Raw genomic sequence first — 26,706 nt, forward strand, 5'->3', positions numbered from 1 at the left:
ATCTGGTTACTTCTTGAAGTCGGCGTCGCGTTTGCCGACGAAGGCGTCGCGCGCTTCCTGCGATTCCTGGGTGAGATAGGCCTGGGCCGTGAACCCCTGCTCCCAGCGGTATTTCTTCTCGAGATCGCCATCCTCGATGCCGTTCAGCGCCTCTTTGGCGAGACGGATCATGATCGCGCTCTTGGCGGCGATGGTCTTGGCGAGCTTGAGGGCGGCATCTCGGAGCTCCTCGCGCGGCACCACCTTCTCGACCGCGCCGAGGCGATAGGCTTCCGCAGCGTCGATCGGCTCGCCGGTGAAATACATCTGGCGCACCTTCTGCACCGGAAACAGGCGCTGCAGATGCGCGCCGGCGCCGAGCGCGCCGCGGTCGACCTCTGGCACGCCGAAGGTCGCGTCAGGCGAGCACAGGACGATGTCGGCCGAACCGCAAATGCCGATGCCGCCGCCGAGGATGTAGCCATGGGCAGCCACGATCACCGGCTTCAGGCCGCGATGGATGGCGCGGAAGGTTTCCCAGTTGCCGGCATTCACTTCGGGAATGCGCTCCGGGTGCTTCTGAAGTTCCTTGATGTCGACGCCGGCGCAAAAGCCCCGCCCCTCGGCACGGATGACGATTACGCGGACATCGGCATTGGCGTTGAGCGCGTCGATCTCCTGCGAAAGCCTGCGCCAGCCGATACTGTCGAGCGCATTCACCGGCGCGTTCTCGATCACCAGTTCGGCAATGCCGTCCTCGATTTTGGTCCAGAATTGGTCGCTCATCGAATTCTCTCCACTCAATTGGCGGCGACGAGCGCCGAGATGGCCTTGAGCCGCGCTTCCGCCTCGCTGACGATGCGGGCGATCAGCTCTTCGCAGCTTTCGAGCCTGTCGATCATGGCTGCGGCCTGGCCGGAAGGCAGCAGGCCGGTTTCTGTGTTGCCTTCGACCACGCCGCGTTGCACCAGCGTCGGCAGGTTCGGCGCCATCACGGTCTGGGCGAAGCTGTTCTCGCCGCTCGACAGCACCTTGAGGCCGAGCTTGGCCATGGCGATCGGGCCAAGCCCGCTCTCCTTGCCCCACTGGCGTGCGTACTTCATGCTCATGGCGAGGCGCGCCGGCAGGCTCATGTTTTCGAGGCGCCTGATCTCGGCATTCTCGATGAAGCGCTGCGGCAGGCCGTCGACGGCGGTGGTCGTGCGGATGAGTGTCGGGTCCTTGGTCGCGAGATAGCGATCCAGCGCCGAGCGCGGTACCGGCGATTCGTTGGTCATCAGGAAGCGCGTGCCCATGGCGATTCCGGCGGCGCCATAGCCGAGAGCTGCAGCAAGGCCGCGCCCGTCGAAGAAGCCGCCGGCCGCAACCACCGGAACCTTCACGGCGTCGAGCACCTGGGGCAAAAGGATGGTCGTCGGCACAGCACCGGTATGGCCACCCCCCTCACCGCCCTGGACGGTGATGATGTCGGCGCCGAGTTCGACCGCCTTGACTGCGTGTTTGACCGCACCAACCGTCGGCATGCAGACGACGCCTGCATCCTTCAGCCGCTTGATCGTCTTGGCGTCAGGACCGCGGCCGTAGCTGACGGCCCGCACCTTGTGCTTGATGACCACCGAGATGACTTCCTCGGCATTGGGCTGGAACATATGGAAATTGACGCCGAACGGACGGTCGGTCTTCGACTTGATCGCGAGGATCTGGTTCTCGACATCGCCCGGTTCGGTGGTGGCACCCGCGAAGAAACCGAAGCCACCGGCATTGCAGGTCGCGGCGGTGAGGTTTGCATCGGCCACCCAGCCCATGGCCGTCTGCACCACCGGATAGCGGCTGCCGAGGCGTTCGCACAAGACGGTATGCAGGTTCATGGACATTCTCGCTCGCTGGAAGTTCCGGCGACCGCCATCGGCCAATGGCAGAAGGGCGATCGCACTGTCTCGTTTCAAATGATGCGCCGCACAAAGCGGAACATCGTCTGAATGAACTAACGAATACGATCAGTAGAAGACGCGTCCGCCGTTGACCATCAAGGTCTGGCCGGTGATGAAGCGCGACTTTTCGCTCGACAGGAAAATCACAGCATTTGCAATGTCTTCCGGCTCGCTGAGTTCACCGAGCGGGATCATGTTCCTGGCACGTTCATAGGCATCCTTGGGGATGCGCTGCATGGCGCGCGTATTGGTCGGGCCCGGGCAGACGGCATTAACGTTGACCTTGAACGGCCCGAGTTCGCGGGCGAGCGCGCGGGTGAAGCCGAGCACGCCGGCCTTGGCCGAAGCATAATCGACGGTACCGATGTCGCCGTTCATCGCCGAGTCCGACGAGATCGACACGATCTTGCCTGAGCGGCGCTCACGCATGTCCTCGACCACCTGGCGTGTGCAGGTCAGCGTCGTCATCAGCGACACGCCGATCACGAACTGCAGCGTCTCGGGTTTGGCCTGCCAGAACTCGGAATAGTTTTCCCGCGCGGTCTGGCCGATGTTGTTGAGCAGCATGTCGACCGGCCCGAGGTCGCGCTTGATGCGGACAAAGCTCTCGGCGACGACCTCCTGATCCATCATGTCGCCGACCAGGGGCAGCGCTTTGACCTTGTGGGCGCGCACCAGTTCGGCGGTTTCGGCCAGTGCCGCGGCTTCGCGGTCGAGGATCGCGACATCGGCACCTTCCTGGGCATAGGCAATTGCCGCGGCGCGGCCGATGCCGTTGCCGGCACCGGTCACCACGGCAATCTTGCCGGCGAATTGTCTCTGGTCAGTCATGCTTTCGCTCCCTCAGGAAGTCCTGGTCTGTGAACTGGTTTGGATGTCAGCCATGACGACCGAAAAGCGTCAGGGCCCGGTAGGACAGGTCGTCGGGTCCCGGCTGGCCAGGCGGGCTGCCGGCAGCGAAATCCTTGTAGGCATCGGCGTCAACGACTCGCCTGGTCGACCAGTCGAGCGTGATCGAGCGACCGAGAAATCGCCACTCGCCGCCATCCCTCCGGTAGCGGTCGAGGCTGCGGCTGCCGGTGATCACTTCATGAGCGTCGGGGCCATGGGTGCGGTGATAGTTGATCTTGTAGACCTCGCCCTCGGCGCGGTCGCCATCGACCTCGAAGCTGGTGTTGACCACGTAATGCGCGGTCGCGGCATAGTTCGACAGCGCCTTCTCGACGAAGGCCATATAGTCGTCCGGCCCGCCCACGAACATGTCGCCATGCTCCTCGTAGGCTTCGTCGTGATAGAGGCTGCGCAACAGCTTGAAGTCGCGCCGGTCGACGGCGCGCGAATAGGCCGTCACCAGTCGCCGCAGCGCCTCGCGCGCCGCGATCTCCTGAAGATCCGCCTCCCTGATGCCCATGCCAAATTTCCTCCCTGGCCCAGGCGCGTCCTTGCCTGTTACAGCTTGCCGCGCGGCTCCCTGGGCATGCCGAGCCCTTGCTCGGCGATGATGTTGAGCTGGATTTCGTTGGTGCCGCCGTAGATCGTGTCGGCGCGCGCAAAAAGGAACATCTGCTGCAGGCGTTCGCGGCGCGGATCGTCTGAAACGACGTTGGCATCCATCTTCAGCACGTCCATGGCGAGCCGGCCAAGGTCGCGGTGCCAGTTCGACCACTGGTACTTGTAGGTCAGCGCCTCGCGCCGCGTTTCCGGCGACTGGTCGTCACTCAGTACGCGCATGGCTAGGTAACGCATGGCGCGCAGGCCGGTCCAGGCATAGGCGACGCGTTGGCGGATGGCAGGCGAGCGGTCGGAGCCGTTCTCCTTTGATATCTCGACGATCAGGTCGAGTTCCTGCTGGAAGCTCATCTGCTGGCCGAGCGTCGAAATGCCACGCTCGAAACCGAGCAGCGCCATCGCGATCTTCCAGCCGTCGCCGGGCTGTCCCAGAACATCATCAGCCTTGGCACGCGCGCCATCGAAGAACACCGAATTGAACTCGGCGCCGCCACCGATCTGCTTGATCGGATGGATTTCGACGCCCGGCTGGGAGAGCGGCATGAGCAGAAAGATCAGGCCATTTCGGCCGACCGAGCCTTCCTCGCAGCGCGCCACGACAAAGATCCAATCGGACAGATGCGCCAGCGAGGTCCACACTTTCTGGCCCGACACGACCCAATCGCCTGTTGCAGGGTCGAGCCTGGCCCGGGTCTTGATATTGCCGAAATCCGAACCGGCGCTCGGCTCGGAATAACCCTGGGCCCAGAACTCTGTGCCGCTCCGGATGCCTGGCAAAAAGCGCTTCTTCTGCTCCTCCGTGCCAAAAGCGATCAGCGTCGGCCCCATCAAGCCCTCGCCGATATGGCCTATCCGACCGGGACCGCCGGCGCGGCTGTATTCTTCCTGGAACGCGACCTGTTCGGCGACCGACAGGCCACGCCCGCCATGTTCTTGAGGCCAGCCCGGGCAGGTCCAGCGGCCGGCGGCGAGTTCGCGCTCCCATTCCTTGCGCAGTTCCGGCAGGACGTCGCCCTCGCCCGAACCGCCGCGATATTTCAGTTCGGCAAACGTGCCGCTGAGATGGCTTGCCATCCAGTCGCGCACCTCTGTGCGGAAGGCGTTCAGGTCGCTCATTTCACACCTCCGTCACCGAAGACAGATGCGGCAATGCGGTCGAGTTGCGCCTCACGCGCGCCAAGCAGCGCGGCATTCGCTTGCGCCCGCTTGAAATAGAGATGAGGGTCGTATTCCCAGGTGAAGCCGACGCCGCCATGCAGCTGGATCGCCTCCTCGGCGGCTCGGAACTGCAGGTCGGAGGCGAGCACGCGCGCCCCAGCGATCTCCAGCGCGCTTTCTGCTGCGTCGGAAATGCCCAGACCTTGAGCGGCTCCGAAGATGAGCGACCGCGCCTCGGCAATTTCGACCACCAGCTTGGCGCAGCGGTGCTTGATCGCCTGGAACGAGGCAATGGTGCGGCCGAACTGAACACGCTCGGCGATGTAGGCAAGCGTCACCTCATGCGCGCCTTGCGCCGCGCCCAGTTGTTCGGCGGCAAGTCCGAGATTGGCAAAAGCGAGTGCCTCGCGGAACTGGCCGGCGCTGACGCACCCTTCATCGATACGGCTCTCGGCGGAAACCTCCATGGCCAGTTCGAGTGCAGCTACCGGACGCGTCCGATCAAGTACCTCGAGTGGCGCAACTGACTGTCCTGCGTCGCGCGCCAGCGCAAACAGCGCCGTCGCTCCGTCTTCCAGCGCTGCCGGTACAAGCACGATATCGGCCGCCTCGAGGTCGATGACCTGCGCGACCTTGCCGTCCAGCCTGTAGCCACCATCGGTCTTGAGAGCTTTGACCGCAACCGTCGCCGCCGGATCGGCCACTGAAAGATCGGCATAGGCGACGGTCACGGCCATTTCGCCCGCGGCTATGGCGCCAAGATACTTCGCCTTGGCGGGCTCGCTTCCGGCCGACTGCAGGAGTGGTGCCGCCAGGCACACCGTCGACCAGAATGGCACGCAGGCAAGGCGTGCACCTGTGAGTTCCATCAGGATTGCCACCTCGGTGGCGCCGAGCCCCAGTCCGCCGAATTCTTCCGGGACAGCCATCGCGCACCAGCCGAGCTCACGCGAAATGCTGGCCCACAGCCCGGCGTCATGGCTCGCGCCGGTGTCGACGATCAGCCGGATCGCCTCGGAAGAAGACTGTTCACGCAGGAAGCGCTGGGCTTCCTCGCGGATCATCTGCTGGTCTGGTGTGAATTCGAGCATGCGGTCCTGTCGGGCACGGATTGGAGCGGCGCCGCTGCGCCTGAAGTGGCAAAGCGCTTCATGCCGGATGCCACCGGCCAGCGCCAGCAACATCGTCCAAATGTGGGATGCTGGTGCTTGGCCCGCCCTAGTCTACTCGCCTGAGACGGCCGGCGCGAAGCGGTCGCGCATTGCACTGGAGGAGACTATGGCGCTCAAGCGTTTCGACAACAAGGTGGTGCTGATCACCGGCGCCGCATCCGGCATCGGCCGCGCGACCGCCCTCCGCCTGGGCTCCGAGGGGGCAACACTGATCCTCGCCGACCGCAATGTCGAAGGCGCAAGACAGGTCTGCGCCACCGCGGCCGCGCAATACGGTGTCCGCGCCGACGCCACCGCCTATGACGCAGCCGACACCGCCTCGGCGCGCCGTATGGTCGATGACGCGCTGGCGCTGCACGGCCGCCTCGATTGTCTCATCAACAATGCCGGCATCTACCGGCGCGATCATTTCGCCAACCAGACCGGCGAAGAGTGGTCGCTGGTGTTCGGCATCAACCTCGAGAGCGTTTTCCACATCGTACATCAGGCGTTGCCGGCACTCGTCGCCTCGCGCGGCAATGTCGTCTCAACGGCGTCCACCGCCGGCGTGCAGGGCATCGCCTATGCCGCAGCCTATGCCGCATCCAAGGCCGGCATCATCGCCATGACCAAATCGCTGGCGACGGAGTACGCCCCCAAGGGCGTACGCTTCAACGCCATCTGCCCCGGCCGCGTCCGTACCGAGATCGGCACCGGGCTGCAGCCGATCGAGAACCAGGACCCCGACATCATGGTCAAGCCGCCCAAGCTTGCCGGCAAGGAAAGCGGCGAGCCCGAGGACATCGCCAGCGCTTTCGCTTATCTGGCCTCCGAGGAGTCCTGTTTCGTCACCGGCGCCATGCTGGTCGTCGATGGCGCCCAGACCGTGGGTTGAACGCCAAGAAGGCGCGCCGGGCCTGACGCCGGCGCCTGATGTCAGCCCTTGTGGGCGTGCGCGGTGATGACTGGCCTGTTCGTCCACGTGCCGTCGGCCGTCTGACGCCATCCGCCGGCGGCAAGCGCGCCGCCGTCGAGGTTGATGGTCGTACCGGTGATCCAGCTCGACAGCGGCGATGCCAGGAACAGTGCAGCGCCCGCCGTATCGTCAGGCTGTCCATAGCGTCCCAGCGGCATCCAGCGCTTGATCATGTGCTGGTGCTCTTCCGGGATCCATTTCAGGATCTGGATCTGCTCTGTCTCGGTCGTCTCAGGCGCGATCGCGTTGACCCGGATATTCTCAGGCGCGAGTTCGAGCGCCAGGCTCTTGGTGAAGCCGGTGATCGCGGTCTTGAATGCGCTGTAGACGGCAAAGTTGGGAATGCCGCGGAAGGCCTCGATGGTCGAGATGTTGATGATGCTGGCGCTCTCACCCCGGCGCAGCAGTGGCAGTGCGGCATGCGTCATCAGGAAGATGTGCTCGAGGTTGACACCGTAGAGCGCGTTCCACTCCTCGCGCGTCGTCTCAGTGAACGGCTTATGGACGCCGAGGAAGTCACCGACATTGTTGACCAGCACGTCGAGCCGGCCGAAGCCGTCCCTGACCAGTGCGATCACCTTGTCAACGGCAGCCGCGTCAGTGACGTCGGCGCAGAGGACGATGTTGCAGACGCCGGCGGCATCGAGTTCGGCCCGCACCTTGTCGGCGCGACCCTGGTCCTTCTCGGCGACGACCACGATGGCTCCGCAGCGGCCGAAGGCCAGCGCGATGGCGCGTCCAATTCCGGCGCCGGCGCCGCTGATCAGAGTGACCTTGCCGAGAAGGGAGTTGGCCATGCCGGCGAGTGAGGTGTCTGTCATGTCAGTCTCTTCATTTCAAATGGAGTGGCGGCTTTCTTCAGCCGGCGCGAAAAGTCATGTCGGTGCGCCGGTGGGCGAACTTCCAGCCATTAGTGGTGCGGACGAAGCGGTCGAAATAGCGCCCGACCACGCGCGGCAGTGTCGCCTTCGGATCGTTGCGGCTGGTGCCGTGATAGGTGAAGGTCGCAACGCCGCTCGCATTGTCTTCATCGATCACATCGATGACGATGTTGTGCGCCATGTGGATCGTGGTGTCGGTCTGCGCCTTGGCGTCAAGATAGGCGCTCATTTCGGCATGGCCTCTGAGTGGCCCTTTCCAGGTCTCCCACAAGCCGTCAGGCGCCCACAGCGCGACCAGCTCCTCGTGCCTGTAGTCGTCGACAAGCACGCAATAACGCTGCACCAGCTTGGCGCATTCGTGTTCGGCGGCGATCCGCTCTGCAAGATCCATCCCATCCTCCCCTGATGTCCGGCCACCGTCGCGTCAGACGAAAATGCCTTCATCCTCCAAACGAACGATGGCGGACGCGTCGAGTGGGTCAGCTATGAGCCGACAAACGGCAGCGGAGGACGGGAAATGTCTGATATCGAAGCGCGATTTGCGGCATTGGAAGCGCGCATCAAAGGACTGGAAGACCAGTTGGCCATCTATCAGTTGATCGCCACCTATGGCCCGTCGGTCGACAGCCGCACCGGCAGTGCCACCGCTTCGCTCTGGGCCGAAGCTGGTGCATATGATTTCGGTGGAGATCCGCTCGTCGGTGCCGACAATGTCGGTTCGCTTGTCAACATCGAACCGCATATCCACTACGTCGCCGATGGTTGCGCCCACGTGCTGAGCATGCCCCACGTCACCGTCAACGGAGACAGGGCCGTGGCCACCGGCTACTCGCGTGTGTACCTCAACCAGGGCGACCACTGGCGCGTCGAACGCGCCAGTGCCAATCGCTGGGAACTCGTCCGCACGTCAGAAGGTTGGCGTGTCCAGAATCGCATCAACCGTCTGCTCAACGGCCAGCCCGAAGCGCGCGACCTTTTGTCGAGCAGCGTGAAAGGCTGAGCTGACCGGCTTACGGCAGTCCTCAGGCCCAAGCAGGCGCCTGCGCTGGCATCGTCCGAACGTGGGATGTCCGCCTGAGCTTGTCCGTTCAGGGTGGCCGGCTGGGAGGACACGAAATGAATACACTTCAGGGCAAGTCGGTGGTCATCACCGGTGCCGGATCCGGGCTGGGCGCCGCCTATGCGCGCCATGCCGCAAGCCTTGGTGCAGCGATTGTCGTCAACGACATCAGCGTCGACGCCGCGCGGTCGACGGTCGAATCGATCGTGGCATCGGGCGGCAAGGCCGTTGCACATACCGGCGACATCTCGTCCTGGAGTTATGCCCAAGAGCTGGTCGACGCCTGCATCGATGCTTTCGGCGCCATCACAGGCGTCGTCAACAATGCCGGCATTCTCCGCATCGGCAAGATTCTCGACCTCACCGAGACGGACATGCGCCGCATGGTCGAGATCAATCTCATCGGCACCGCCGCCTGTGCCAGCCATGCAGCCCGGCGTATGCTCGCCGCAGGCACGGGCGGCTCGATCATCAATGTCGCCTCTGGCTCCCAGGCCGGTGACGTCGCCCTTGGCGGATATGGCGCCACCAAGGGCGGGGTGGCATCCCTTACCTACAGCTGGGCCATGGAACTGCGTGGCACCGGCGTGCGTGTCAACGCGCTGTCGCCTCTGGCGGAAACCGCAATGGCCGCCCAGAACAAGGCGCTGATGGCCGAGCAGGCAGCGAGCCGCGAGGTGCACTACGCCGCCCTGCCCGACGCCGACGTCAACGCGCCGGTCGTCAGCTTTCTGCTTTCCGACGCCGCCGAGAAGATCAACGGTCAGGTCGTCCGCATCGCCGGCAAACAGTTGTCCTTCGTCACCCATCCGCTGATCGCCGATCCGGTTCTGGAAGGCGACTGGAGCTACGGGGCGGTTGCCGAGGCTTTCGCCGGGGCTCTGGTGGGCAACCAGCAGCCGCTCGGTCTCGGCTACCAGAGGAAACCCAATTGAGCGGCATGGAACACAGGCCGGTCGCCGTCGTCACCGGCGCCAGCCGCGGTCTCGGCCGCGGCATCGCGATTGCGCTCGGCGAAGCAGGATTCATCGTCTATTGCACCGGCCGCAGCGATCGTAAGGCCATCGGCCCATGGGGCGGAACCGTCCGCGACACTGCCGAGGCGATCGACCAGGCCGGCGGCAAGGGCATCGTTGCCATTTGCGATCACCTTGACGACAGCCAGACCGAGGCCCTGTTCAAGCGCGTCGACGCAGAGCAAGGACGTCTCGACCTGCTCGTCAACAATGCCTTCGCCATGCCTGATTGGGCCGTACCGGACGGCAATTTCTGGGAGCGCCCACTGTCGCTCTGGCGCGACATGATCGATGTCGGGCTGCGATCGAGCTATGCGGCAAGCCACTTCGCCGCCCCGATCATGGTCCGCCAGCGCTCCGGCCTGATCGCCAACACCTCCGGCCCCGGCGGCAAGATCTACCGTCACAGCCTGCCCTACGGCGTCGGCAAGGCCGGCCAGGACAAGCTGGCCCACGACATGGCGCACGAATTGCGCCCCTTCGACGTCGCCGCGATTTCACTGTGGCCAGGCCTGATCGGCACCGAGCGCACGCTTGCCGGCATCGCCGCAGGTGGCGTCGTCGGTGACACTGCCGGCAACCTGCCGCATATCGAGACGCCGTTCTTCATCGGCCGTGTGCTGGCGGCGATCCATGCCGCCGGCGACACCATGACGCTCAGCGGCGGCACCTTCTATTCGACCGAACTGGCTAGCCGCTATGGCGTCATCGATGCCGATGGACGCCTGCCTCAATCGCGCCGCCCGCTGTTCGGTGCTCCGCTCTATCGGCCGATCTCCGGCGAGGCCGGTGAAGCCAGATCATGACACTGACGCCTGACGACGAAAATCCTGCATCGCGGCAGGCTTACAGAAACGCGAAGCGTATTATATTCGATCCGGCCAGTAGCCTGGGCTTTGGGCGATTCGACCCCCGGTTGTCGAACGCAGCGTCGAACATCCAAAGAGTGGAGTTGCTGATTTGAGCAGGATGGCGCGTATGGCACAGATGGATGGCAGCGCAGGCGCAGAATATCTCGATCGCGACGGCTCGGTCCGCGCGTCGACCAATCCGCGCAAGGAGCTGGTGCGCGAACAGCTGATCGACATCGCCGCGGAGCTGTTCGACAGCAAGGGCTACGTCCAGACCAGCATCAACGACATCGCCCAGGCGCTCGGCCTCGGCCGCTCGGCCGTCTACCACTACTTCCGCAACAAGGAAGAAATGCTGGCAGCACTCGTCGAGTCAGAAGCGCTGACGCCGTCACACCGGCTGCAGGAGCTGATGGCCGAGCCCGGCCTGTCGCCAACCGAGCGACTGCGCCGCGCCATCGTCGACGGCATCGTCCGCCGCCTGTCTTCCGGCTCGCGCTTCATCCTGTTGTCGCGGCTCGAAACCCAGATCCCCGAGGCGCTCGGTCCGCTCTACAACCAGGGCCGTCGCCACATCTATGATTTCTACGTCCGCTGCATCTCCGACGGTATCACGTCAGGCGAGTTTCGCACTGTCGATCCCAAGGTCACCGCCTTCGCGGTGATCGGCATGGCCAACTGGACATCGCGCTGGTACTCGCCATCAGGCGCCAAGACACCGCAGGAGATCGGCGAGATCATTGCCGACATGGCTCTGGCCGGCCTGCGTGCCCATCACGACCAGCCGCGCGATGCCGAAGCCGTGCGCCAGACCATCTCGGGACTGCGCCAGCAGATCGACGAGCTGGAAAAGCTGGTCAAATAGCAAAGGGCCGCCGGTTGTTCCGACGGCCGCGGCTGACAGCAATTTCAGCGAAATCAGTCGAACGTCACGCCGGCATGCTGGATGAAGGCGCTGTAGGTGTCGAAGCGGATGATCGGATGCGTGCCGGCGTAGGCGCGGATATGGTCCAGCACCGCCTGGCGCGATCGGCGCCACATCGGCGGCACGATCTCCAGCATCGGTCCGTAGAGGTCAGGCGAGCGGTAATAGAGGATCGACTGGTCCTGGCCGGCGACGCGGATTTCGTAGTCGCGCTCATAGCCGGCAGCCTCGACGCGAGCCGTCGCCTCGGCATGGTCATGCACCCAGAAACCCAGATGCTGCAGGCCCTCACGTCCGGCCGCCAGGAAGTCCGTGTAGGGTGACGAGGCGTTGTTGGTCTGCTCGATCAGCTCGATCTGCACATCACCCATGTAGCCGAAGGCGAGCTTGAGCTCGACCTCGACCGGCTGGCCGCGATGCCAGGTGGTGCTGACGGGCTGGCTGACGCCGCGCTCCATGAAGATGAATGGACCGACGCCGAGAACATCGATCCAGTGGCGCATCGCCTTTTCGATGTCGCGGACGACAAAGCCGAGCTGGGTTGCAGGCCCCAGAATGGGTTTGAGCCCCTGTGCAATTCCGAGATCGGTCATCGTCCCCTCCCAAAGGAGCGCCGTGCGTCCATTGGGACGAAGAGCGCTCCTATATCCCTACTCTGTGCGATCAGTTGAAGATTTCAAACAGGCCGGCAGCCCCCATGCCGCCGCCGACGCACATGGTAACGACGCCGTATTTCACACCGCGGCGCCGACCCTCGATCAGCACATGGCCGGCCGTGCGCGCGCCGGTCATGCCGAACGGATGGCCGACGGCGATGGCGCCGCCGTTGACGTTGAGTTTTTCCGGGTCGATGCCGAGCGTGTCGCGGCAGTAGACCGCCTGGCTGGCGAAGGCTTCGTTGAGTTCCCAAAGGCCGATGTCGTCGACCTTGAGGCCGTGCTTCTGCAACAGCTTCGGCACCGCGAAGATCGGCCCGATGCCCATTTCCTCTGGCGCGCAGCCGGCGACCGCCATGCCGCGATAGGCGCCCAGCGGCTTGAGGCCGAGTTGTTCGGCGCGCTTTGCCTCCATGACCACCAGAGCAGCAGCACCGTCCGACAGCTGCGACGAATTGCCGGCTGTCACGTACTCGCCCAGCCTGATCACCTCGCCGTCGGCGAAGACCGGCTTCAGCTTGGCCAAACCCTCGAGATTGGTGTCGGCGCGGAAACCCTCGTCCTGAGCCAGCGTCACGTCCTGGAAGCTTGTCTCGTTGGTGTCCTTGTTGACCACCATCTTGCGCGAGGCCATCGGCACGATCTCGTCGTCGAAGCGGCCGGCCTGGTGGGCGGCAGCGGTACGCAACTGGCTGGCGAGCGAGAATTCGTCCTGGGCCTCGCGGCTGACGCCATACTTGCGGGCGACGATCTCGGCGGTCTCGATCATCGTCATGTACATATGCGGCCACTGTGAGGTCACGGCCTGCGAGCGCGAACGATAGCTGTTCTTGTGCTTGTTCTGGGTCAGGCTGATCGATTCGACGCCGCCGGCGACGATGGTCTCCATGCCGTCGACGATGATCTGCTTGGCCGCGATCGACACTGCCATCAGGCCCGACGAGCACATGCGGTCTATCGACATGCCGGGCACGCTGTCAGGCAGTCCCGCGGCCGCTGCGGTCAGGCGGCCGATATTGTAGCCCTGCGTGCCCTGCTGAGCCGAGCAGCCCATAATGACGTCCTCGACGGCGTCGGGGGCGATGCCGGCACGAATGACGGCCTCGCGCACCGCGTGGCCCGACAGCGCCGGTGCTTCAGTGTCGTTGAAGGCGCCACGGAAGGCCTTGCCGATGGGGGTGCGGGCGACGGAAACGATGACGGCTTCGCGCAAAGGATTGCTCCAGAACAGTTGTTGTCGGCAGGGAACCAGGCAGGCAACGCAGAGGATATTTTCTGCTGCGAAGCGCCCGGAACCGAAGTTTTCCAACTACTTGCTAGGAGCGACGGGGCGGCCGAACATCGTCTGAAAAGACTAACGGCGGGTCCATGACACGCATCGATTGCGAACGGCCGATGCGGAAGAGGCAACGGCGCGGGCAACCGAACCCGCGCCACAGATGCGATCAGACGTGATAGCCGCCGTCGACATTGATGACCTCACCGGAGATGAAACCGGCGCGGCTGGAGGCCAGGAACGACACCGCTTCCGCGATGTCCATGGCCTTGCCGTTGCGGCGCAGCGGTGTGTTCATCGCCGCCGCCTGCATGTACTTGTCGTCGATATAGCCGAGCTTGCTGAGTTCCGTGTGCTGGCCGGTCTCGATGATGCCGAGCGCTACGCCATTGGAGCGGATGCCGTAGCGCCCCTCTTCCTTTGCGACGCCCTTCATCAGCGCATGCACCGCCGATTTCGGCACCACCGAAAGGCCGTCGGCGGCGGCAAAGCGATATTGCGCCGAACTCTGGCACGCGACGATCGAACCGCGCGTCTTGCGCAGATGCGGGATGGCGTAGTGGACCACGTTGAAGAAGCCGAAGGCGTCCTGCATCAGGTGCTTGCGCATCTGCTCGGGCTCAATCTTGCTGAGATGGATCAGCGGTACGAGCGGCCCGGCGGCATAGACCACCGTATGGATGCCGCCATTGGCTTCCGCCACACCGTCGATGAAGGCGCGGGTCGCCTCGACATCCTCGATGTTGAGTTTGTGGATGGAGGCATTGCGCCCCTCGCCGCGAACGGCCTCGGCTGCAGCTTCCGCCTTGGCCTGGTTGCTGTGATAGGTCAGGGCCACGTCGCAACCGTCGCGCGCCAGCACCCGGCAGATCTCGGCGCCGACGCCGCCGCTGCCACCGATGACGATGGCCGCTCCTTCGGCCGGATACAGTCCGCTCATGTCCATCCTCCCTTATGATTTCATCGCCAGTTCGGCATAATGCCAGCCGAATTCGGCCACCGGCCGCGCCAAGGCGCCGGCCTCGCGAGCGTGCGCGCTGGCCGCATTGCCGTCGACCACGCGCTTCATGATGCCCTGGCGGATGCCGGCGACGCGAAACAGGCTGTAGGCGAGATAGGCGTACCAATCGCGATCCGACACGCCTGCCTGCCCAGTCGCCTTGAGATAGGCATCGCGGTAGCTGCGCTCGTCCGGAATGCCAAGGCCGGCAATGTCGAGGTCGGCCAGGCCGCGATAGGGCTGGTTTGGCAGGCGCCAGGTCAGCATGTGATAGGCGAAGTCGGCCATCGGCTCACCCAGCGTCGACAACTCCCAGTCGACGACTGCCAGCACCCGCGCTTCGGTCGGGTGGAAGATCATGTTGTCGATGCGGAAATCGCCATGGATCAGCGACGTGGCGGTCTCAGGCGGGATGTTGCCGGGCAGCCAGTCGATCAACCGGTCCATCGCCTCGATGGTCTCGGTCTCGGACGCCCGATACTGCTTGGACCAACGTGCCACCTGACGGGCGACATAATCTCCCGGCTTGCCGAAATCCTCGAGTCCGGGGGCCTTGTAGTCGGTGGTGTGCAGCGCCGCTGCAACGCGGTTCATCTCCATGTAGATCGCCTTGCGCTCCGCAGGCGATTGCTCCGGCAAGGCAGGCGCCCAGAACGAGCGTCCCTCGACAAAATCCATGACGTAGAACATCGCACCTACGATGCTCTCGTCGTCACAGAGCAGCCGGGCACCGGCGACCGGCACGTCGCTGTCGCGCAAGGCGCTGATGACGCGGAATTCGCGGTCTACCGCATGCGCCGAGGGCAAAAGCTTGCCGTCGGGCTTTTTGCGCAGCACCAGCTTGCGCCTGCCGTCGAAGGACAGCAGCATGGTCGGGTTGGACTGGCCGCCGCGGAAGCGCTCGACCGAGAGCGCGCCCTCGCAACCGTCGATATGGGCCTTGAGATAGGCGTGCAACCGCGCGACGTCGATCTTGCTGTCGGCGGCGAGCGGCTCGGTGCCGACGAAACGGCTGGCATCCATGGCGCGCCTCCCGCTCAGTCCAAATATTTGGCGAGTTCGAGACGCCCGATCTGGTTGCGGTGCACCTCGTCTGGCCCGTCGGCAAAGCGCAGCTTGCGGGCATGCGCATAATAGTTGGCGAGCACGAAGTCCTGCGACACGCCGGCAGCGCCATGCGCCTGGATCGCCCAGTCGATGACCTTGCAGGCCATGTTCGGGGCGGCCACCTTGATCATGCCGATCTCGGCGCGTGCCGCCTTGTTGCCGACGGTGTCCATCATATAGGCGGCCTTCAGCGTCAGAAGCCGCGCCTGGTCGATGAGGATGCGGGATTCGGCGATGCGCTCGAGCGTCACCGACTGTTCGCCGATCGGCCGGCCGAAGGCGACGCGGCTCTTCACCCGCCGGCACATCAGCTCGAGGCAGCGTTCGGCAAGACCGATCAGACGCATGCAGTGATGAATACGTCCCGGTCCGAGGCGCCCCTGCGCAATCTCAAAGCCGCGGCCTTCGCCGAGCAGCATGTTGGATGCAGGCACCCGCACATTCTCGAACAACATATCCATGTGTCCGTGCGGGGCGTCGTCGTAGCCGAACACCGTCATCGGCCGCAGCACCTTGATGCCTGGCGTGTCCATCGGCACCAGGATCATCGACTGCTGCTGGTGCTTGGCAGCACCCGGATCCGTCTTGCCCATGAAGATCAGCAGCTCGCAATGGCGGTCGCCCACACCTGAAATCCACCATTTGCGGCCGTTGATGACATAGTCGTCGCCGTCGCGGACGATCGAACTCTGGATGTTGGTCGCGTCGCTGGAAGCGACGTCAGGCTCGGTCATGGCGAAGGCCGAGCGGATCGAACCGTCGAGCATGCCGGGCAGCCAGCGCGCCTTCTGCGCCTCGGTGCCGTAGCGCTCGATGGTCTCGATGTTGCCGGTGTCGGGTGCCGAGCAGTTGAAGATCTGCGACGAGAAATGCACCCGGCCCATGACTTCGCAGAGCGGTGCATATTCGGTGTTGGTCAGGCCCGCGCCATGCGAAGAATCCGGCAGGAACAGGTTCCACAGCTTGGCCGCCTTGGCCCTGGCCTTGAGTTCCCCCAAGACAGGCGGATGGCCCCAGCGGTCGGCTTCGACCTCTTGGTGATAGCGGCGCTCGTTGGGATAGACATGCTCGTCCATGAAGGCATTAAGCCGTTCGAGCAGGTTTTTCGTCTTGTCGCTGTATTCGAAGTCCATCTTGCGTCCGCCAATGCCATTCCATGGAAGAACCGCCGGCAGATGACTGCCGGCGGCGATGTCGTCACGCGGCGCGGACGCCGGAAGGATTGCCCTTCAGCACGGTGGCGCGGACATTGTGCGGGTCGAGCTTGGCGATGATGGCCAGCTGTTCCTCGGTCGGGGCTGCCGTGGTGGTCATGCCTTCGGCGCGCAGCAGTGGGAAACCGGTGGCGTCCTGCACCTGCTCGAAGGTGACGCCAGGATGCAGCGACAGCACCTGGGCCGCATGATCGGGACCGTTGAAGTCAAACACGCACAGGTCGGTGATGACCACGCCGAGCTTGACGTCGGCGGGCTTGGCGCCCTCCGGCCAGTTCTTGGCGTTGTAGCCTACGCTCGCCACCACATCGACCTCACCCTCGACGAAGGTGCGCTTCGAGTGGCTGGGCAGGAACATCGAATTCTTGTGGCAGATCGAGTTGCCGGGGAAGCCGCGGACGCCTAGCATGGCGACCTTAGGCTTCTGGAACTCGCCGCCAAGTGCGGAGATGTTGCCCTGACCGTAGCGGTCGACCTGCACTGGCGTCACCATGGCGTGGCGGCGCCCGCTCCAGACGCTGTCGAAGACCCTGCCGTAAGGCATCCAGCCGGAAAACTTCGGCTTGTAGTCGCCGCGCGGCCCGAGCGGGATCGGGTCCTCGACGAGATAGGCCTCGCCGTCGGTCATCATGATGCCGGGCGCGCAGGTGAGCTTGGCAAGACCGGCCGCAAGACGCGGCAGCGGGCCGATGCCGGTGGCGAGAACCTCACCATCGGAGGCCCAGGCCTGTGCACCGACAGCTACGATCAGTTCGGCAAGCGTAAATTCTTTTGCAGTCGTCATGTCGTGTCCGATCAGAAAATGGGGAGCGGCAGGGCGCGGATCTTGGCTTCGCCGCCAACTGTCGCAGCGTAGCTGGCCTCGTTGCCCTTCACATATTGGTCGAAATAGCGCTGCCAGCCGCCCTCTTCGCCAGCCGAGGCGACGTAGTCCTTGAGATGGCCCATGTCCCAACCATAGGCCTCATGCGCGGCCGTCGGATGTGCGCCGAGCGGTGCCGACACCACGCCAGTCACCAGGCAGCGTTCGAACAGCTGGCTCTTGGCCTTGTCGGAATATTCATCCCCGATGCGATCGACCAGCACCTCTGCGGTAACGAACACCTTGTCGGCGGCACGAGCGAACAGCCCATCGAAGAACGGATCCGGGCCGTCGGTCTGGGTGTTGCCCAGCCGGTCGGCGCGGCTCGCATGGATCAGCGCCACGTCGAGTTTGATCGCCGGCATCGCCAACAGCACTTCGCCGTCGTCATACGGCGACTTCACCGTCTTGAAGTGCGGGTTGTACTTCATGACGTCGGAACCGAGGCCGACGCGAGTCGCTGCGAACGGCAGGTTATGTCCGGCGGCCTGCAGGCCGAGCAGCAGCAGGCCCTCGTCCAGCTCCGACACCTCGACCGCTCCGGCTTCGCGCGCCTTGCGGAAGTATGGCTCGATCGGCATCGCGTCGAGCGACACGAAGCCGTAGATCAGCTTCTTGACCTTGCCCGCAGCACAAAGCATGCCGATTTCAGGCCCACCATAAGCCACCAGCGTCAGGTCCTTGAGGTCCGAGCGCAGGATCTCGCGCACCAGCGCCATCGGCTTGCGCCGCGGACCCCAGCCGCCGAAGCCGATCGTCATGCCGTCGCGCAGCTGGGCGACGACCGCTTTCAGGTCCATTTCCTTGTTCATAGCATCCTAGTCCGTCTGTTCTTCATTCTGTTTCGGCAGGGATACGGCCTCAGCCGTAGAAGCCCTTGCCCTCGGCAACCAGCCGCTCGATCAGCGCGGCCGGCTTGAAATATTGGTCGCCCACAAGGCCCGCATATTTGTCGAGCGCCGCCTTGACCTTCGGCAGGCCGACCTGATCGGCATAGAACATCGGGCCGCCCAGATAGGTCGGGAACCCGAAGCCGTTGGTCCAGATGACGTCGATGTCGCTCGGTCGCGCCGCCGCACCCTCGTCGAGGATCTTGGCCGCCTCGTTGACCATGGCAAACAGGCAGCGTTCGAGGATTTCCTCGTCGCTGATGATGCGTGCGGTGAAGCCCCGCTCCTTGCGGTGCGCTTCCAGCAGTTCATCGACAGCGGGATCGTGCGAAGCCTTGCGGTTCTCGTCATAGACGTAATAGCCCGCGCCGGACTTCTGGCCGAGGCGGCCAGCGGCCACCAGCCTGTCGACGATATTGCACTGCTGCTCGCGCAGCGACATGCGGGCGACGCGTGCCGCCCGCGCTGCGGCCATGATGTCCATGCCGGCGAGATCGGCCAGCGCGAACGGGCCGATCGGGAAGCCGAAGGCGGTTAGCACGCGGTCGACCTGTAGCGGCGTCGCACCGTCCTCGAGCAGGAATTGAGCCTCGCGCGTACGCTTGGAAAGCATGCGATTGGCAACGAAACCTTCGGAGCGCCCGACCATCACAGGCACCTTGCCGAGGCGCTTGCCCAATGCTGTGGTGGTCGCCAGGACATCGGCGGCGGTACTGGCTGCACGCACATTCTCAAGCAGCTTCATGACATTGGCCGGGTTGAAGAAATGCATGCCGGCGACACGCGCCGGGTTCCTCGACGATCCGGCTAGTTCCTCGATGTCGAGGAACGAGGTGTTGGTGGCGACGATGGCGTCGTTGCGCAGCACGGCATCGAGCTTGGCGAAGACGTCCTTCTTGACCGCCATGTCTTCGGTCACCGCCTCGATCACCAGGTCGACGTCGGCAATGCCGTCATAGGACGTCGTCGGAGTTAGCAGCGCCATGCGGCGCTCCATCTCTTCGGACGACAGGCTGCCGCGCTTGACGCTGCCTTCATAGATCTTGCCGATGGCTCTGACCGCGGAAGCCAGGCCTTCATCCGTGAGGCCGATCAACGTCACCGGGATGCCGATGTTGAGGAAGCAGGAAGCAATCCCGCGCCCCATGGTACCGGGGCCGACGATGGCGACCTTCTTGACGTCGCGCGGCTTCACCCCGGCGTCGACACCGTCGATCTTGAGCGCCTCGCGCTCGGCGGCGAAGATGTGGCGCAGCGCCTTGGACTGCGGCGAGACCAGCAACTCCTTGCAGGTCTTGTATTCGAGGGCGATGGCCTCGGCGACCGGCGTTTCGGTGACCATCTTGATCAGGTCAACCGCAACAAGAGGTGCCTTGAAGCCTTTGTATTTCTTGGCCAATGCGGCGCGGCTCATCTCCAGGACGGCAGCGTCGAATGCCGGCACCGGCAGGTCGCTGGTACGGCGCAGCCTGGCGCCGTCGGCAATCACCTTCCCTGTGAAGGCGATTGCCGCCGCTTTGAGGTCACCCGAAACGACTTCGTCGACGATGCCCTTTTCCAGGGCATCGCGCGCCGAAATCTGGCCGCCCTCGCTGATCATCGCCAGCGCCTGCTCGACACCGGCAAGGCGCGGCAGTCGAACCGTGCCGCCAGAACCCGGCAGGATGCCGAGCTTGACTTCCGGCAGGCCGACCTTCGAGCCTTCGAGCGCTATGCGATAGCTGCAGGCAAGCGCCACTTCAAGGCCGCCGCCGAGTGCCGTGCCATGAATGGCGGCGACTATGGGCTTGGTTGCCGCGTCGAGCGTATCGATCACCTCGCCCAGCAACGGCGCCACCATCGGTTCCTTGAACTCGTGAATATCGGCGCCGGCGATAAAGGTGCGACCATCGCAGACGATGACCATGGCGTGCGCCTCGGCATCGCTTTCCAGTGCCTTCACTGCCTCGATCAGCCCGGACCGGACCGAATGCGACAGCGCGTTGACGGGAGGGTTGTCGACGGTCGCGACCAGAATGTTGCCTTGCTTTGCGACCGAAACGGTCCTTGCGAGCAGCTCGGTCATGCCGGCACTCCTTCCTTGCTATGTCCTGAATTGCCCGTCACCAGTACGACCTTGCCTTTGACGGTGCGCTCCATGACGACGTCGAGCGCTTCGGCGAAGCGATCGAGCGGATATTCGGCCGAGATATGCGGCCTGAGCTTGCCCTTGGCGAACCAGTCCATCAGTTCGGCGATATTCTCGGCATTCTTCTCCGGCGCCGAGCGTGCATAGGCGCCCCAGAACACACCGATCAAAGCCGACTGCTTGAGCAGCAAAAGGTTGAGCGCGATCTTGGGGATGTCGCCGGCGGCAAAGCCGATCACCAGCAGCCGGCCGAAAAGTGCCAGACCGCGCACCGCCGTTTCCGTCATGTTGCCACCGACGGGATCATAGACCACGTCGACGCCCTGCCCGTCCGTCAGTTCCTTGAGCCGCTGGCGCAGGTCCTCGGTCGAATAGTTGATCGTCTCGTCGGCCCCGTATTCGCGGCATAGCGCCAACTTCTCGTCGCTGGAGGCGGCAGCAATGACGCGCGCACCCATCTGCTTGCCTAGCTCGACCGCTGTCAGCCCGACGCCGCCGGCAGCGCCGAGAACCAACATCGTTTCGCCCGGCCTGATCTGCGCACGATCCTTGAGTGCATGGTGCGATGTCGCATAGGTGATCAGGAAGCCGGCGGCTTCGACGAAGCTCATCTCTGCGGGGATCGGAAACACCTTCCAGGCATCGACCGCGACCTGCTCGCCATAACCACCGATGCCGGCAAAGGCCAACACGCGCGCGCCGATCTTCAGACGCTCGACACCATCGCCGACCGCGATGATCGTGCCGGCGGCTTCGCTGCCCGGCGTGAAGGGTCGCTCGGGCTTGGTTTGATACTTGCCCTCGACCATCAGTCCGTCGAAGAAATTGATGCCGCATGCCTCGATGCGGATGAGCACCTGGCCCGGTTTCACCACCGGTTCGGGGACCTCTTCGATCCTGAGCTGCGCCCTTGGGGCGAACTCCTTGCAGATCACTGCCTTCATTTTCCTGCGCCGCTTGTTGCTGCCATTTCGGCACTGCCAATTTCTTCAATCGAAGCAAGGAATGGGACAGGGGCAGACCGCTAACATCGTCTGATGGGACTAGTCACAAGGCTGCACGCATTTTGGCCGCCAAGCCGCTGAAATGTCCGGCAATCTTAGTCCCTTCGGACGATGTTGAAGGCGCCCGGGCGCGCAGGTTCGCGGATAACGTTTCGAGGAGATCATCATGGCCCGTCTGGCAGGCAAAGTGGCATTCATTTCAGGCGCGACCGGCGGCATTGGCGAGGCTGCGGCGCGGCTCTTTGCACGTGAAGGCGCCAAGGTGGCGGTGGCCGGCCGCAGCCGCGACAAGGGCGAGGCCATCGCCTCCTCCATCAATACATCGGGAGGCACAGCACTCTATGTCGAGACAGACATCACCGAGCCTGACAGCGTCGAGGCGGCGTTCAAGCTGGTGATGAACGCCTGGGGTCGGCTCGACGTGCTCTACAACAACGCCGGCGGCTCGAGTTCAGCCGACGGCCCGGTGACGGTTGCGCCGTTCGAGGAGTTCTGGCGCTGCATCAAGCTCGACCTGTTCGGCACCTGGGTCTGCTGCCGCAACGCGATTCCCCTGATGCAGCAGTCTGGCGGCGGCTCGATCATCAATTGCTCGTCGATCGTCGGGGCCATGGGCATCCCCAACCGCGACGCCTACTCGGCGGCCAAGGGTGGCGTCATCTCGCTCACCCGCTCGATGGCAGTGGAATTCGCCAAGGACAATATTCGCGTCAACGTGCTGGTGCCGGGCGCGGTCGCCACCGACCGAGTCCTCGGCTTCTTCGAGCGCGAGCCGCATCTGAAGGCGCAGTTCGACGCCTACCTGCTCGGCATCGCCGAACCCATCGACGTCGCCAATGCTGCACTCTATCTGGCCTCGGACGAGTCACGGAAAATGACCGGTCACCAGTTGCCCATCGATGGCGGCATCCTGATTTCATGACCGGCGCGCCCGGACTGGCTTAGTCTGTGCAGACGATGCCTGCTCATGCGGGCAAGTTCTCTAGTCGCCACAAAATCCCAATTTCGACTGCAGGAAATACGAGCATGGAAATCCTGAGCCAGGTGCTGGCGCGGAACGCACGGCTGATCGGCGAGCGCAACTTCATCGTCACCGACAAGGAGACGATCACCTATGTGCGCTTCGCCGAACTGACGGCACAGCTGGCAAATGTGCTCAAGGCGCGCGGCGTGGCCAAGGGTGACCGCGTCGGGCTCTATCTGCCGAGCACGCCGATGATGGCGATCGGCTTCTGGGCCTGTCAGCGCCTCGGCGCGATCCCGGCCCCGCTCAGCGCCATGTTCCGCCACGCCGAGCTGCGCAAGATCGTTGCCCAGACCGGCATGAAGGCGCTCGTCGCTGACAGCTCGACCTGGCCCTATTTTTCCGAGATCAGGGCCGAGTTCGCCGATCTCGCCCATTGCCTGGTCGTTTCGGGCGACGGCAGCACCGACGACCTCACCTCGCTGATGGCCACGGCACCCGCGACATTCGAAGACGTCGCTTGCCACATGGACGACATCTGCGCCCTGTTCTTCACCTCCGGCACGACCGGCGCGCCCAAGGGCGCCGCGCAATCGCAGTTCAACCAGTGCTCGACACTGCGCGACATGATGGTATCGCACCGCACGCGCTTTGCCGAGGAAGTCTATCTCTGCGCCGTGCCGCTGTTCACCAATTTCGGCCTGACCGTGACGCTCAACCTCTGCCTGTACACCGGTGGCACCATCGTCCTACACGAGCGCTGGGATACCCAGCGTGTGCTTTCCGAAATCGGCGAATACAAGGCTACCTATTTCGGCGGCACGCCGACCATGTATGTCTACATGGTCAACGAGGTCGATCCGGCCAAGCACGACCTGTCGTCGCTGCGCATCTGCACGACGGGCGGCTCACCTGTACCTCAGCCGGTCATCCGACGCTTCGAGGAGTTGTCGGGCGCCCGCGTCACGCAAGTTTACGGCTCGACCGAGACCAGCGGCCAGAACGTCATGGAGCCGACGGCAGGCATCCGGAAGCCGGGCTCCGCCGGCCTGCCCGTCGGCAGCTCGCGTATCTCGATCGTCGACGACGAAGGCAACGCCGTCCCACAGGGTCAGATCGGCGAGGTCATCATCTCGGGCGATTGCGTCGCCCAAGGCTACTGGATGGACGAAAAGGCGTCTGCCGAGGCCTTCGGCAATGGCGGCTGGAAGTCGGGCGACCTCGGTTACGTCGACGAGGACGGCTACCTGTTCATCGTCGACCGCAAGAAGGACGTCATCATCGCCGGCGGCCACAATGTCTATCCGCTGGAAATCGAGGCCCTGCTCTACAAGCATCCGGCGGTCGCCATGTGCGCGGTGGTCGGCGCGCCCGACGAGAGCAAGGGCGAAATCCCGGTCGCGGTCATCGTGAAGGCAGAGGGACAGGACGCGACCGCGGATGAGCTGATCCGCTATTGCCGCGAGAGCCTTGCCGCCTACAAGGCGCCGCGCGCCGTCCACTTCATCGACACGATGCCGGTCGAGGCCGCCAAGATCCGCAAACGCGAGCTGGTGCTGGCGCTGCGCGAAAACCGACTGGACGATTTCAGGAACAAGTGAACGCGGGACACCAGAACGCAAAAGGCCGCGTCAAATGCGCGGCCTTTTGCGTTGCAGCTTACACCTAGCCATTGTCCCTAAGCGGACACCACATCACCCGCGCCACCGAATGCGCTCCAGCCGCCATCGACCGGCAGAACCGTGCCTGTGATGTAGGACGCCCAGTCCGACAACAGGAACACGGCGGCTCGCGCCATTTCTTCCGGCAGCGCCAGTCGGCCGAGCGGCGTACGCCGTTCCAGGATCGTCGGGTCGAATGCCTTGCGCTCGAGCAAAGCCTGAACCATCGGCGTGCGCGTATAAGCCGGCGCGATCGCATTGACGCGAATGCCCGAGGGACCCCATTCGCAGGCCAGCGTGTGCGTCAGGTGATTGATCCCGGCCTTGGCCGCGGCATAGGCCGAGCGACGCGGGAAGCCGCCGAGCCCGACGATGGACGACACATTCACGATGGCGCCGCATCTCTGCCGGAGCATTGGTCGCGATGCGGCGCGGCACATCAGGTAGGTGCCCTTGAGGTTGACGTCGATGACGCGCTGCCAGCGTTCCACCGACTGGTCGTGCACCGGCACGAGGTCGTCGCCGATGCCGGCAGAGTTGAAAACGAGATCGAGGCCGCCGAGAGCCGTGATCGCTTCCCTGACCATGCGCTCGGCATCGTCCTCGCTTGCGACGTCGCCCTGGGTGACATCGGCTGCTGCGGTGCGCTGTAGCGCCGGTTCGAGTTGTTCGCGGTTCAGGTCGGCAATGACCACGCGTGCGCCGAGATCCGAGAGCAGCCTTGCCACCGTTTCGCCAATGCCGCTGGCGCCGCCAGTCACCAGCACCCGCTTGCCGTCGAACCTGATCGCGGGCGCGCTCATACGTCGGGATCCCCGCCGTCTTCGGCGTCCTGCTTGAAGTGGAAGTCCGGCTGCCATTCTGCGCGCGTCTGGACATGCAGCCGCCAGTAGGCAGCGGCGACCAGATCGTGATCGTAAGGCGTTCCGGCCTGCATCGTGCCATGGATGGCGACAGTCGACACATGAATACCCGCAGGGGTGAGTTCCTTCTCCAGCGAGTGTCCAAGGCTGCGCAGCGCAGCCTTGCCGAGCGAGGTCACGCCCCATTCGATCCACGGGCCAAAGGCAAGCACACCACCGGTGAGCAGGATCGTACCGCGGCCGCGGTCGATCATTCCTGGCGCAACGGCCTGGGCCGCATGCAGCGCACCAGCCACGTTGGTCCTGAAGGCGTCGACGACGTAGTCGACGCTGGCCGCCTCGCCATGCGACTTCCAGCCGTCGGCGGTGCCGTATTTCACCTCGCCCAGCCGCGACGGCGTGACGAACCGCGCCGGCTCGATGATGGCGGCATTGTAGATCAGCGCCTCGGCATCGCCATGCCGCTCGCGGATCGCCGCATGGACATGGTCCATCTCTTCGGGTTTGCCGGCGTCGCCGACAAATCCGGCAACGTCGAGGCCCTCGGCCTGCAGCTCCTGCTCGTAGCGTGCAATCGCTTCTGCGCGGCGGCCGACAAAGGCAACACGATGTCCTTCACGCGCGAACTTCTTCACCAAAGCCTGGCCAAGCCCAGGCCCCATGCCGATGACCAGAGTCGACGGCGCGCTCATTGTGCCGCCGTGATTTTGGTGGCGGCCTCGGTGTGGTCGGCCGTCTGCTGGGCCTTGCGCTCGGCGCGGTTCGCCAGGAATTCCTCCAGCGTGCCGATGATGCCCTTGCGCAGGAACAGCACGCAGAGAACGAAGATGATGCCCTGCACCACCACGACCCAGGCACCGAGGGTGGCCAGCTCGCGTTGCAGCGTCACCAGCACTGCCGCACCGACCACTGGTCCAAGCAGCGTGCCGACGCCGCCGATCAGCGTCATCAGCAGCACGTCGGCCGAGGTCATGAAGAAGACGTCGGCCAGCGACGCCAGCTGGAAGATGATCGCCTTGAGGCCGCCTGCTACGCCCGACAGCATCGCCGAAAGCGTGAACGCGATCAGCTTGAACCGGTCGGTCGAATAGCCGAGCGAAATGGCGCGCGGCTCGTTCTCGCGGATCGACTTCAGCGTCTGGCCGAACGGCGAGTGGATGATGCGGTAGATGAAGGCGAAGCCGGCCAGGAACACGGCGAGGGTCACGTAGTACATGTTCAGCGTGTTGGAGAGATCGATGACGCCGAACAGCATGCCGCGCGGCACCGACTGGATGCCGTCCTCGCCATGGGTCCATGGCGCCTGCACTGCGTAGAAATAGATGATCTGCGCCAGCGCCAGCGTGATCATGGCGAAGTAGAGCCCCTGCCGGCGGATCGCCAGCCAGCCGAACAACGCGCCGATCGCCGTCGCCACCATGACGCCCAGAAGGATGCAGAGCTCGGTCGGCAGGCCCCAGGCGGCAGCGGCATGCGCAGTCACATAAGCCGATGCCCCGTAGAAGGCGGCATGGCCGAAGGCGAGGAGGCCGACGTAACCGAAGATCAGATTGTAGGCGAGTGCGAACAGTGCCAGCACCAGGATCTTCATGCCCATGACGGGATAGACGAGGAACGGCAACGCCACGCCGCCGACCGTGAAGA

General features: G+C 64.2%; 27 protein-coding genes. 7 read left to right on the top strand and 20 right to left on the bottom strand.

The window, feature by feature from the left end:
- Window positions 1–6: 6 nt before the first annotated feature.
- From N7E70_RS17755 to N7E70_RS17780, 6 genes are all read right to left on the bottom strand, one after another.
- The gene (locus N7E70_RS17755) at window positions 7–765 is read right to left on the bottom strand and encodes an enoyl-CoA hydratase family protein (protein ID WP_067962089.1); all 759 of its coding nucleotides are present in this window, start codon (window positions 763–765) and stop codon (window positions 7–9) included.
- Window positions 766–779: 14 nt separating this feature from the next.
- Complete coding sequence (locus tag N7E70_RS17760) at window positions 780–1,847, bottom strand: NAD(P)H-dependent flavin oxidoreductase (RefSeq protein WP_263007145.1); 1,068 nt, start codon at window positions 1,845–1,847, stop codon at window positions 780–782.
- A gap of 129 nt (window positions 1,848–1,976) precedes the next feature.
- A complete protein-coding gene (locus N7E70_RS17765; RefSeq protein ID WP_067962093.1) occupies window positions 1,977–2,741 on the bottom strand; it encodes an SDR family NAD(P)-dependent oxidoreductase in 765 nt (254 codons plus the stop codon).
- A gap of 46 nt (window positions 2,742–2,787) precedes the next feature.
- Complete coding sequence (locus N7E70_RS17770) at window positions 2,788–3,321, bottom strand: nuclear transport factor 2 family protein (protein ID WP_192316452.1); 534 nt, start codon at window positions 3,319–3,321, stop codon at window positions 2,788–2,790.
- Between the two features lie 38 nt (window positions 3,322–3,359).
- On the bottom strand, window positions 3,360–4,535 hold the full coding sequence (locus N7E70_RS17775) for an acyl-CoA dehydrogenase family protein (protein WP_263007146.1): 1,176 nt from the start codon (window positions 4,533–4,535) through the stop codon (window positions 3,360–3,362).
- Window positions 4,532–5,668 (bottom strand): acyl-CoA dehydrogenase family protein, encoded by a 1,137-nt coding sequence (locus N7E70_RS17780; RefSeq protein ID WP_263007147.1) that lies wholly within the window; start codon window positions 5,666–5,668, stop codon window positions 4,532–4,534. Before N7E70_RS17780 ends, N7E70_RS17775 begins: the two co-directional genes overlap by 4 nt.
- A 187-nt stretch (window positions 5,669–5,855) precedes the next feature.
- Here N7E70_RS17780 and N7E70_RS17785 point away from each other — a divergent pair, with 187 nt between their 5' ends.
- On the top strand, window positions 5,856–6,623 hold the full coding sequence (locus N7E70_RS17785; protein ID WP_263007148.1) for an SDR family NAD(P)-dependent oxidoreductase: 768 nt from the start codon (window positions 5,856–5,858) through the stop codon (window positions 6,621–6,623).
- 41 nt (window positions 6,624–6,664) lie between these two features.
- Here N7E70_RS17785 and N7E70_RS17790 read toward each other — a convergent pair whose 3' ends face one another.
- Both N7E70_RS17790 and N7E70_RS17795 read right to left on the bottom strand, forming a co-directional pair.
- A complete protein-coding gene (locus N7E70_RS17790) occupies window positions 6,665–7,525 on the bottom strand; it encodes an SDR family NAD(P)-dependent oxidoreductase (protein WP_263007149.1) in 861 nt (286 codons plus the stop codon).
- A gap of 37 nt (window positions 7,526–7,562) precedes the next feature.
- A complete protein-coding gene (locus tag N7E70_RS17795; RefSeq protein ID WP_263007150.1) occupies window positions 7,563–7,976 on the bottom strand; it encodes a nuclear transport factor 2 family protein in 414 nt (137 codons plus the stop codon).
- A 126-nt stretch (window positions 7,977–8,102) separates the two neighbouring features.
- On the opposite strand from N7E70_RS17795, the gene N7E70_RS17800 reads away from it, so the two are divergent.
- The 4 genes from N7E70_RS17800 to N7E70_RS17815 all read left to right on the top strand — a co-directional run bounded on the left by N7E70_RS17800 (window position 8,103) and on the right by N7E70_RS17815 (window position 11,377).
- On the top strand, window positions 8,103–8,585 hold the full coding sequence (locus N7E70_RS17800) for a nuclear transport factor 2 family protein (RefSeq protein WP_263007151.1): 483 nt from the start codon (window positions 8,103–8,105) through the stop codon (window positions 8,583–8,585).
- A gap of 116 nt (window positions 8,586–8,701) precedes the next feature.
- Window positions 8,702–9,580 (top strand): SDR family NAD(P)-dependent oxidoreductase, encoded by an 879-nt coding sequence (locus N7E70_RS17805; RefSeq protein WP_263007152.1) that lies wholly within the window; start codon window positions 8,702–8,704, stop codon window positions 9,578–9,580.
- A gap of 5 nt (window positions 9,581–9,585) precedes the next feature.
- Window positions 9,586–10,467, top strand: a complete 882-nt coding sequence (locus N7E70_RS17810; protein WP_263007176.1) for an SDR family NAD(P)-dependent oxidoreductase — start codon at window positions 9,586–9,588, stop codon at window positions 10,465–10,467.
- 172 nt (window positions 10,468–10,639) lie between these two features.
- Window positions 10,640–11,377 carry a TetR/AcrR family transcriptional regulator gene (locus N7E70_RS17815; protein ID WP_246340694.1) on the top strand — a complete coding sequence of 246 codons (738 nt, stop codon included), beginning with the start codon at window positions 10,640–10,642 and terminating at the stop codon, window positions 11,375–11,377.
- Window positions 11,378–11,430: 53 nt separating this feature from the next.
- Here the strand turns inward: N7E70_RS17815 and N7E70_RS17820 are convergent, their stop codons facing one another.
- The 9 genes from N7E70_RS17820 to N7E70_RS17860 form a co-directional block, all read right to left on the bottom strand.
- On the bottom strand, window positions 11,431–12,030 hold the full coding sequence (locus N7E70_RS17820) for a VOC family protein (protein ID WP_263007153.1): 600 nt from the start codon (window positions 12,028–12,030) through the stop codon (window positions 11,431–11,433).
- Window positions 12,031–12,100: 70 nt separating this feature from the next.
- Window positions 12,101–13,306: an acetyl-CoA C-acyltransferase gene (locus N7E70_RS17825; protein WP_263007154.1), complete on the bottom strand. Its 1,206-nt coding sequence runs from the start codon at window positions 13,304–13,306 to the stop codon at window positions 12,101–12,103.
- A 232-nt stretch (window positions 13,307–13,538) separates the two neighbouring features.
- Window positions 13,539–14,309 carry an SDR family NAD(P)-dependent oxidoreductase gene (locus N7E70_RS17830; protein WP_263007155.1) on the bottom strand — a complete coding sequence of 257 codons (771 nt, stop codon included), beginning with the start codon at window positions 14,307–14,309 and terminating at the stop codon, window positions 13,539–13,541.
- Between the two features lie 12 nt (window positions 14,310–14,321).
- Window positions 14,322–15,392, bottom strand: coding sequence for a phosphotransferase family protein (locus N7E70_RS17835; protein ID WP_263007156.1), 1,071 nt, complete (start codon window positions 15,390–15,392; stop codon window positions 14,322–14,324).
- 14 nt (window positions 15,393–15,406) lie between these two features.
- The gene (locus N7E70_RS17840; protein ID WP_263007157.1) at window positions 15,407–16,609 is read right to left on the bottom strand and encodes an acyl-CoA dehydrogenase family protein; all 1,203 of its coding nucleotides are present in this window, start codon (window positions 16,607–16,609) and stop codon (window positions 15,407–15,409) included.
- Between the two features lie 64 nt (window positions 16,610–16,673).
- Window positions 16,674–17,474, bottom strand: a complete 801-nt coding sequence (locus tag N7E70_RS17845; protein ID WP_263007158.1) for a CoA-transferase subunit beta — start codon at window positions 17,472–17,474, stop codon at window positions 16,674–16,676.
- An 11-nt stretch (window positions 17,475–17,485) separates the two neighbouring features.
- Window positions 17,486–18,364, bottom strand: coding sequence for a CoA transferase subunit A (locus N7E70_RS17850; RefSeq protein ID WP_263007159.1), 879 nt, complete (start codon window positions 18,362–18,364; stop codon window positions 17,486–17,488).
- Between the two features lie 49 nt (window positions 18,365–18,413).
- On the bottom strand, window positions 18,414–20,507 hold the full coding sequence (locus N7E70_RS17855; protein WP_263007160.1) for a 3-hydroxyacyl-CoA dehydrogenase NAD-binding domain-containing protein: 2,094 nt from the start codon (window positions 20,505–20,507) through the stop codon (window positions 18,414–18,416).
- Window positions 20,504–21,514, bottom strand: a complete 1,011-nt coding sequence (locus tag N7E70_RS17860) for an NADPH:quinone oxidoreductase family protein (RefSeq protein WP_263007161.1) — start codon at window positions 21,512–21,514, stop codon at window positions 20,504–20,506. The genes N7E70_RS17855 and N7E70_RS17860 overlap by 4 nt, the downstream gene beginning before the upstream one ends.
- Before the next feature lie 226 nt (window positions 21,515–21,740).
- Here N7E70_RS17860 and N7E70_RS17865 point away from each other — a divergent pair, with 226 nt between their 5' ends.
- Together N7E70_RS17865 and N7E70_RS17870 are read left to right on the top strand one after the other, a co-directional pair.
- Window positions 21,741–22,496 (top strand): SDR family NAD(P)-dependent oxidoreductase, encoded by a 756-nt coding sequence (locus N7E70_RS17865; protein ID WP_263007162.1) that lies wholly within the window; start codon window positions 21,741–21,743, stop codon window positions 22,494–22,496.
- A 104-nt stretch (window positions 22,497–22,600) separates the two neighbouring features.
- The gene (locus N7E70_RS17870; protein WP_263007163.1) at window positions 22,601–24,139 is read left to right on the top strand and encodes a class I adenylate-forming enzyme family protein; all 1,539 of its coding nucleotides are present in this window, start codon (window positions 22,601–22,603) and stop codon (window positions 24,137–24,139) included.
- 77 nt (window positions 24,140–24,216) lie between these two features.
- On the opposite strand, the gene N7E70_RS17875 is transcribed toward N7E70_RS17870, so the two are convergent.
- The 3 genes from N7E70_RS17875 to N7E70_RS30855 are packed head-to-tail and all read right to left on the bottom strand — an operon-like array spanning window position 24,217 to window position 26,659.
- Window positions 24,217–25,002 carry an SDR family NAD(P)-dependent oxidoreductase gene (locus N7E70_RS17875; RefSeq protein WP_263007164.1) on the bottom strand — a complete coding sequence of 262 codons (786 nt, stop codon included), beginning with the start codon at window positions 25,000–25,002 and terminating at the stop codon, window positions 24,217–24,219.
- Window positions 24,999–25,754, bottom strand: a complete 756-nt coding sequence (locus tag N7E70_RS17880) for an SDR family NAD(P)-dependent oxidoreductase (protein WP_263007165.1) — start codon at window positions 25,752–25,754, stop codon at window positions 24,999–25,001. Before N7E70_RS17880 ends, N7E70_RS17875 begins: the two co-directional genes overlap by 4 nt.
- Window positions 25,751–26,659 carry a branched-chain amino acid ABC transporter permease gene (locus N7E70_RS30855; protein ID WP_331461943.1) on the bottom strand — a complete coding sequence of 303 codons (909 nt, stop codon included), beginning with the start codon at window positions 26,657–26,659 and terminating at the stop codon, window positions 25,751–25,753. The genes N7E70_RS17880 and N7E70_RS30855 overlap by 4 nt, the downstream gene beginning before the upstream one ends.
- Window positions 26,660–26,706 lie beyond the last annotated feature (47 nt).

It is taken from the genome of Aminobacter sp. NyZ550 (assembly GCF_025628925.2).
In the GTDB taxonomy this organism is placed as follows: Bacteria; Pseudomonadota; Alphaproteobacteria; order Rhizobiales; family Rhizobiaceae; genus Aminobacter; species Aminobacter ciceronei.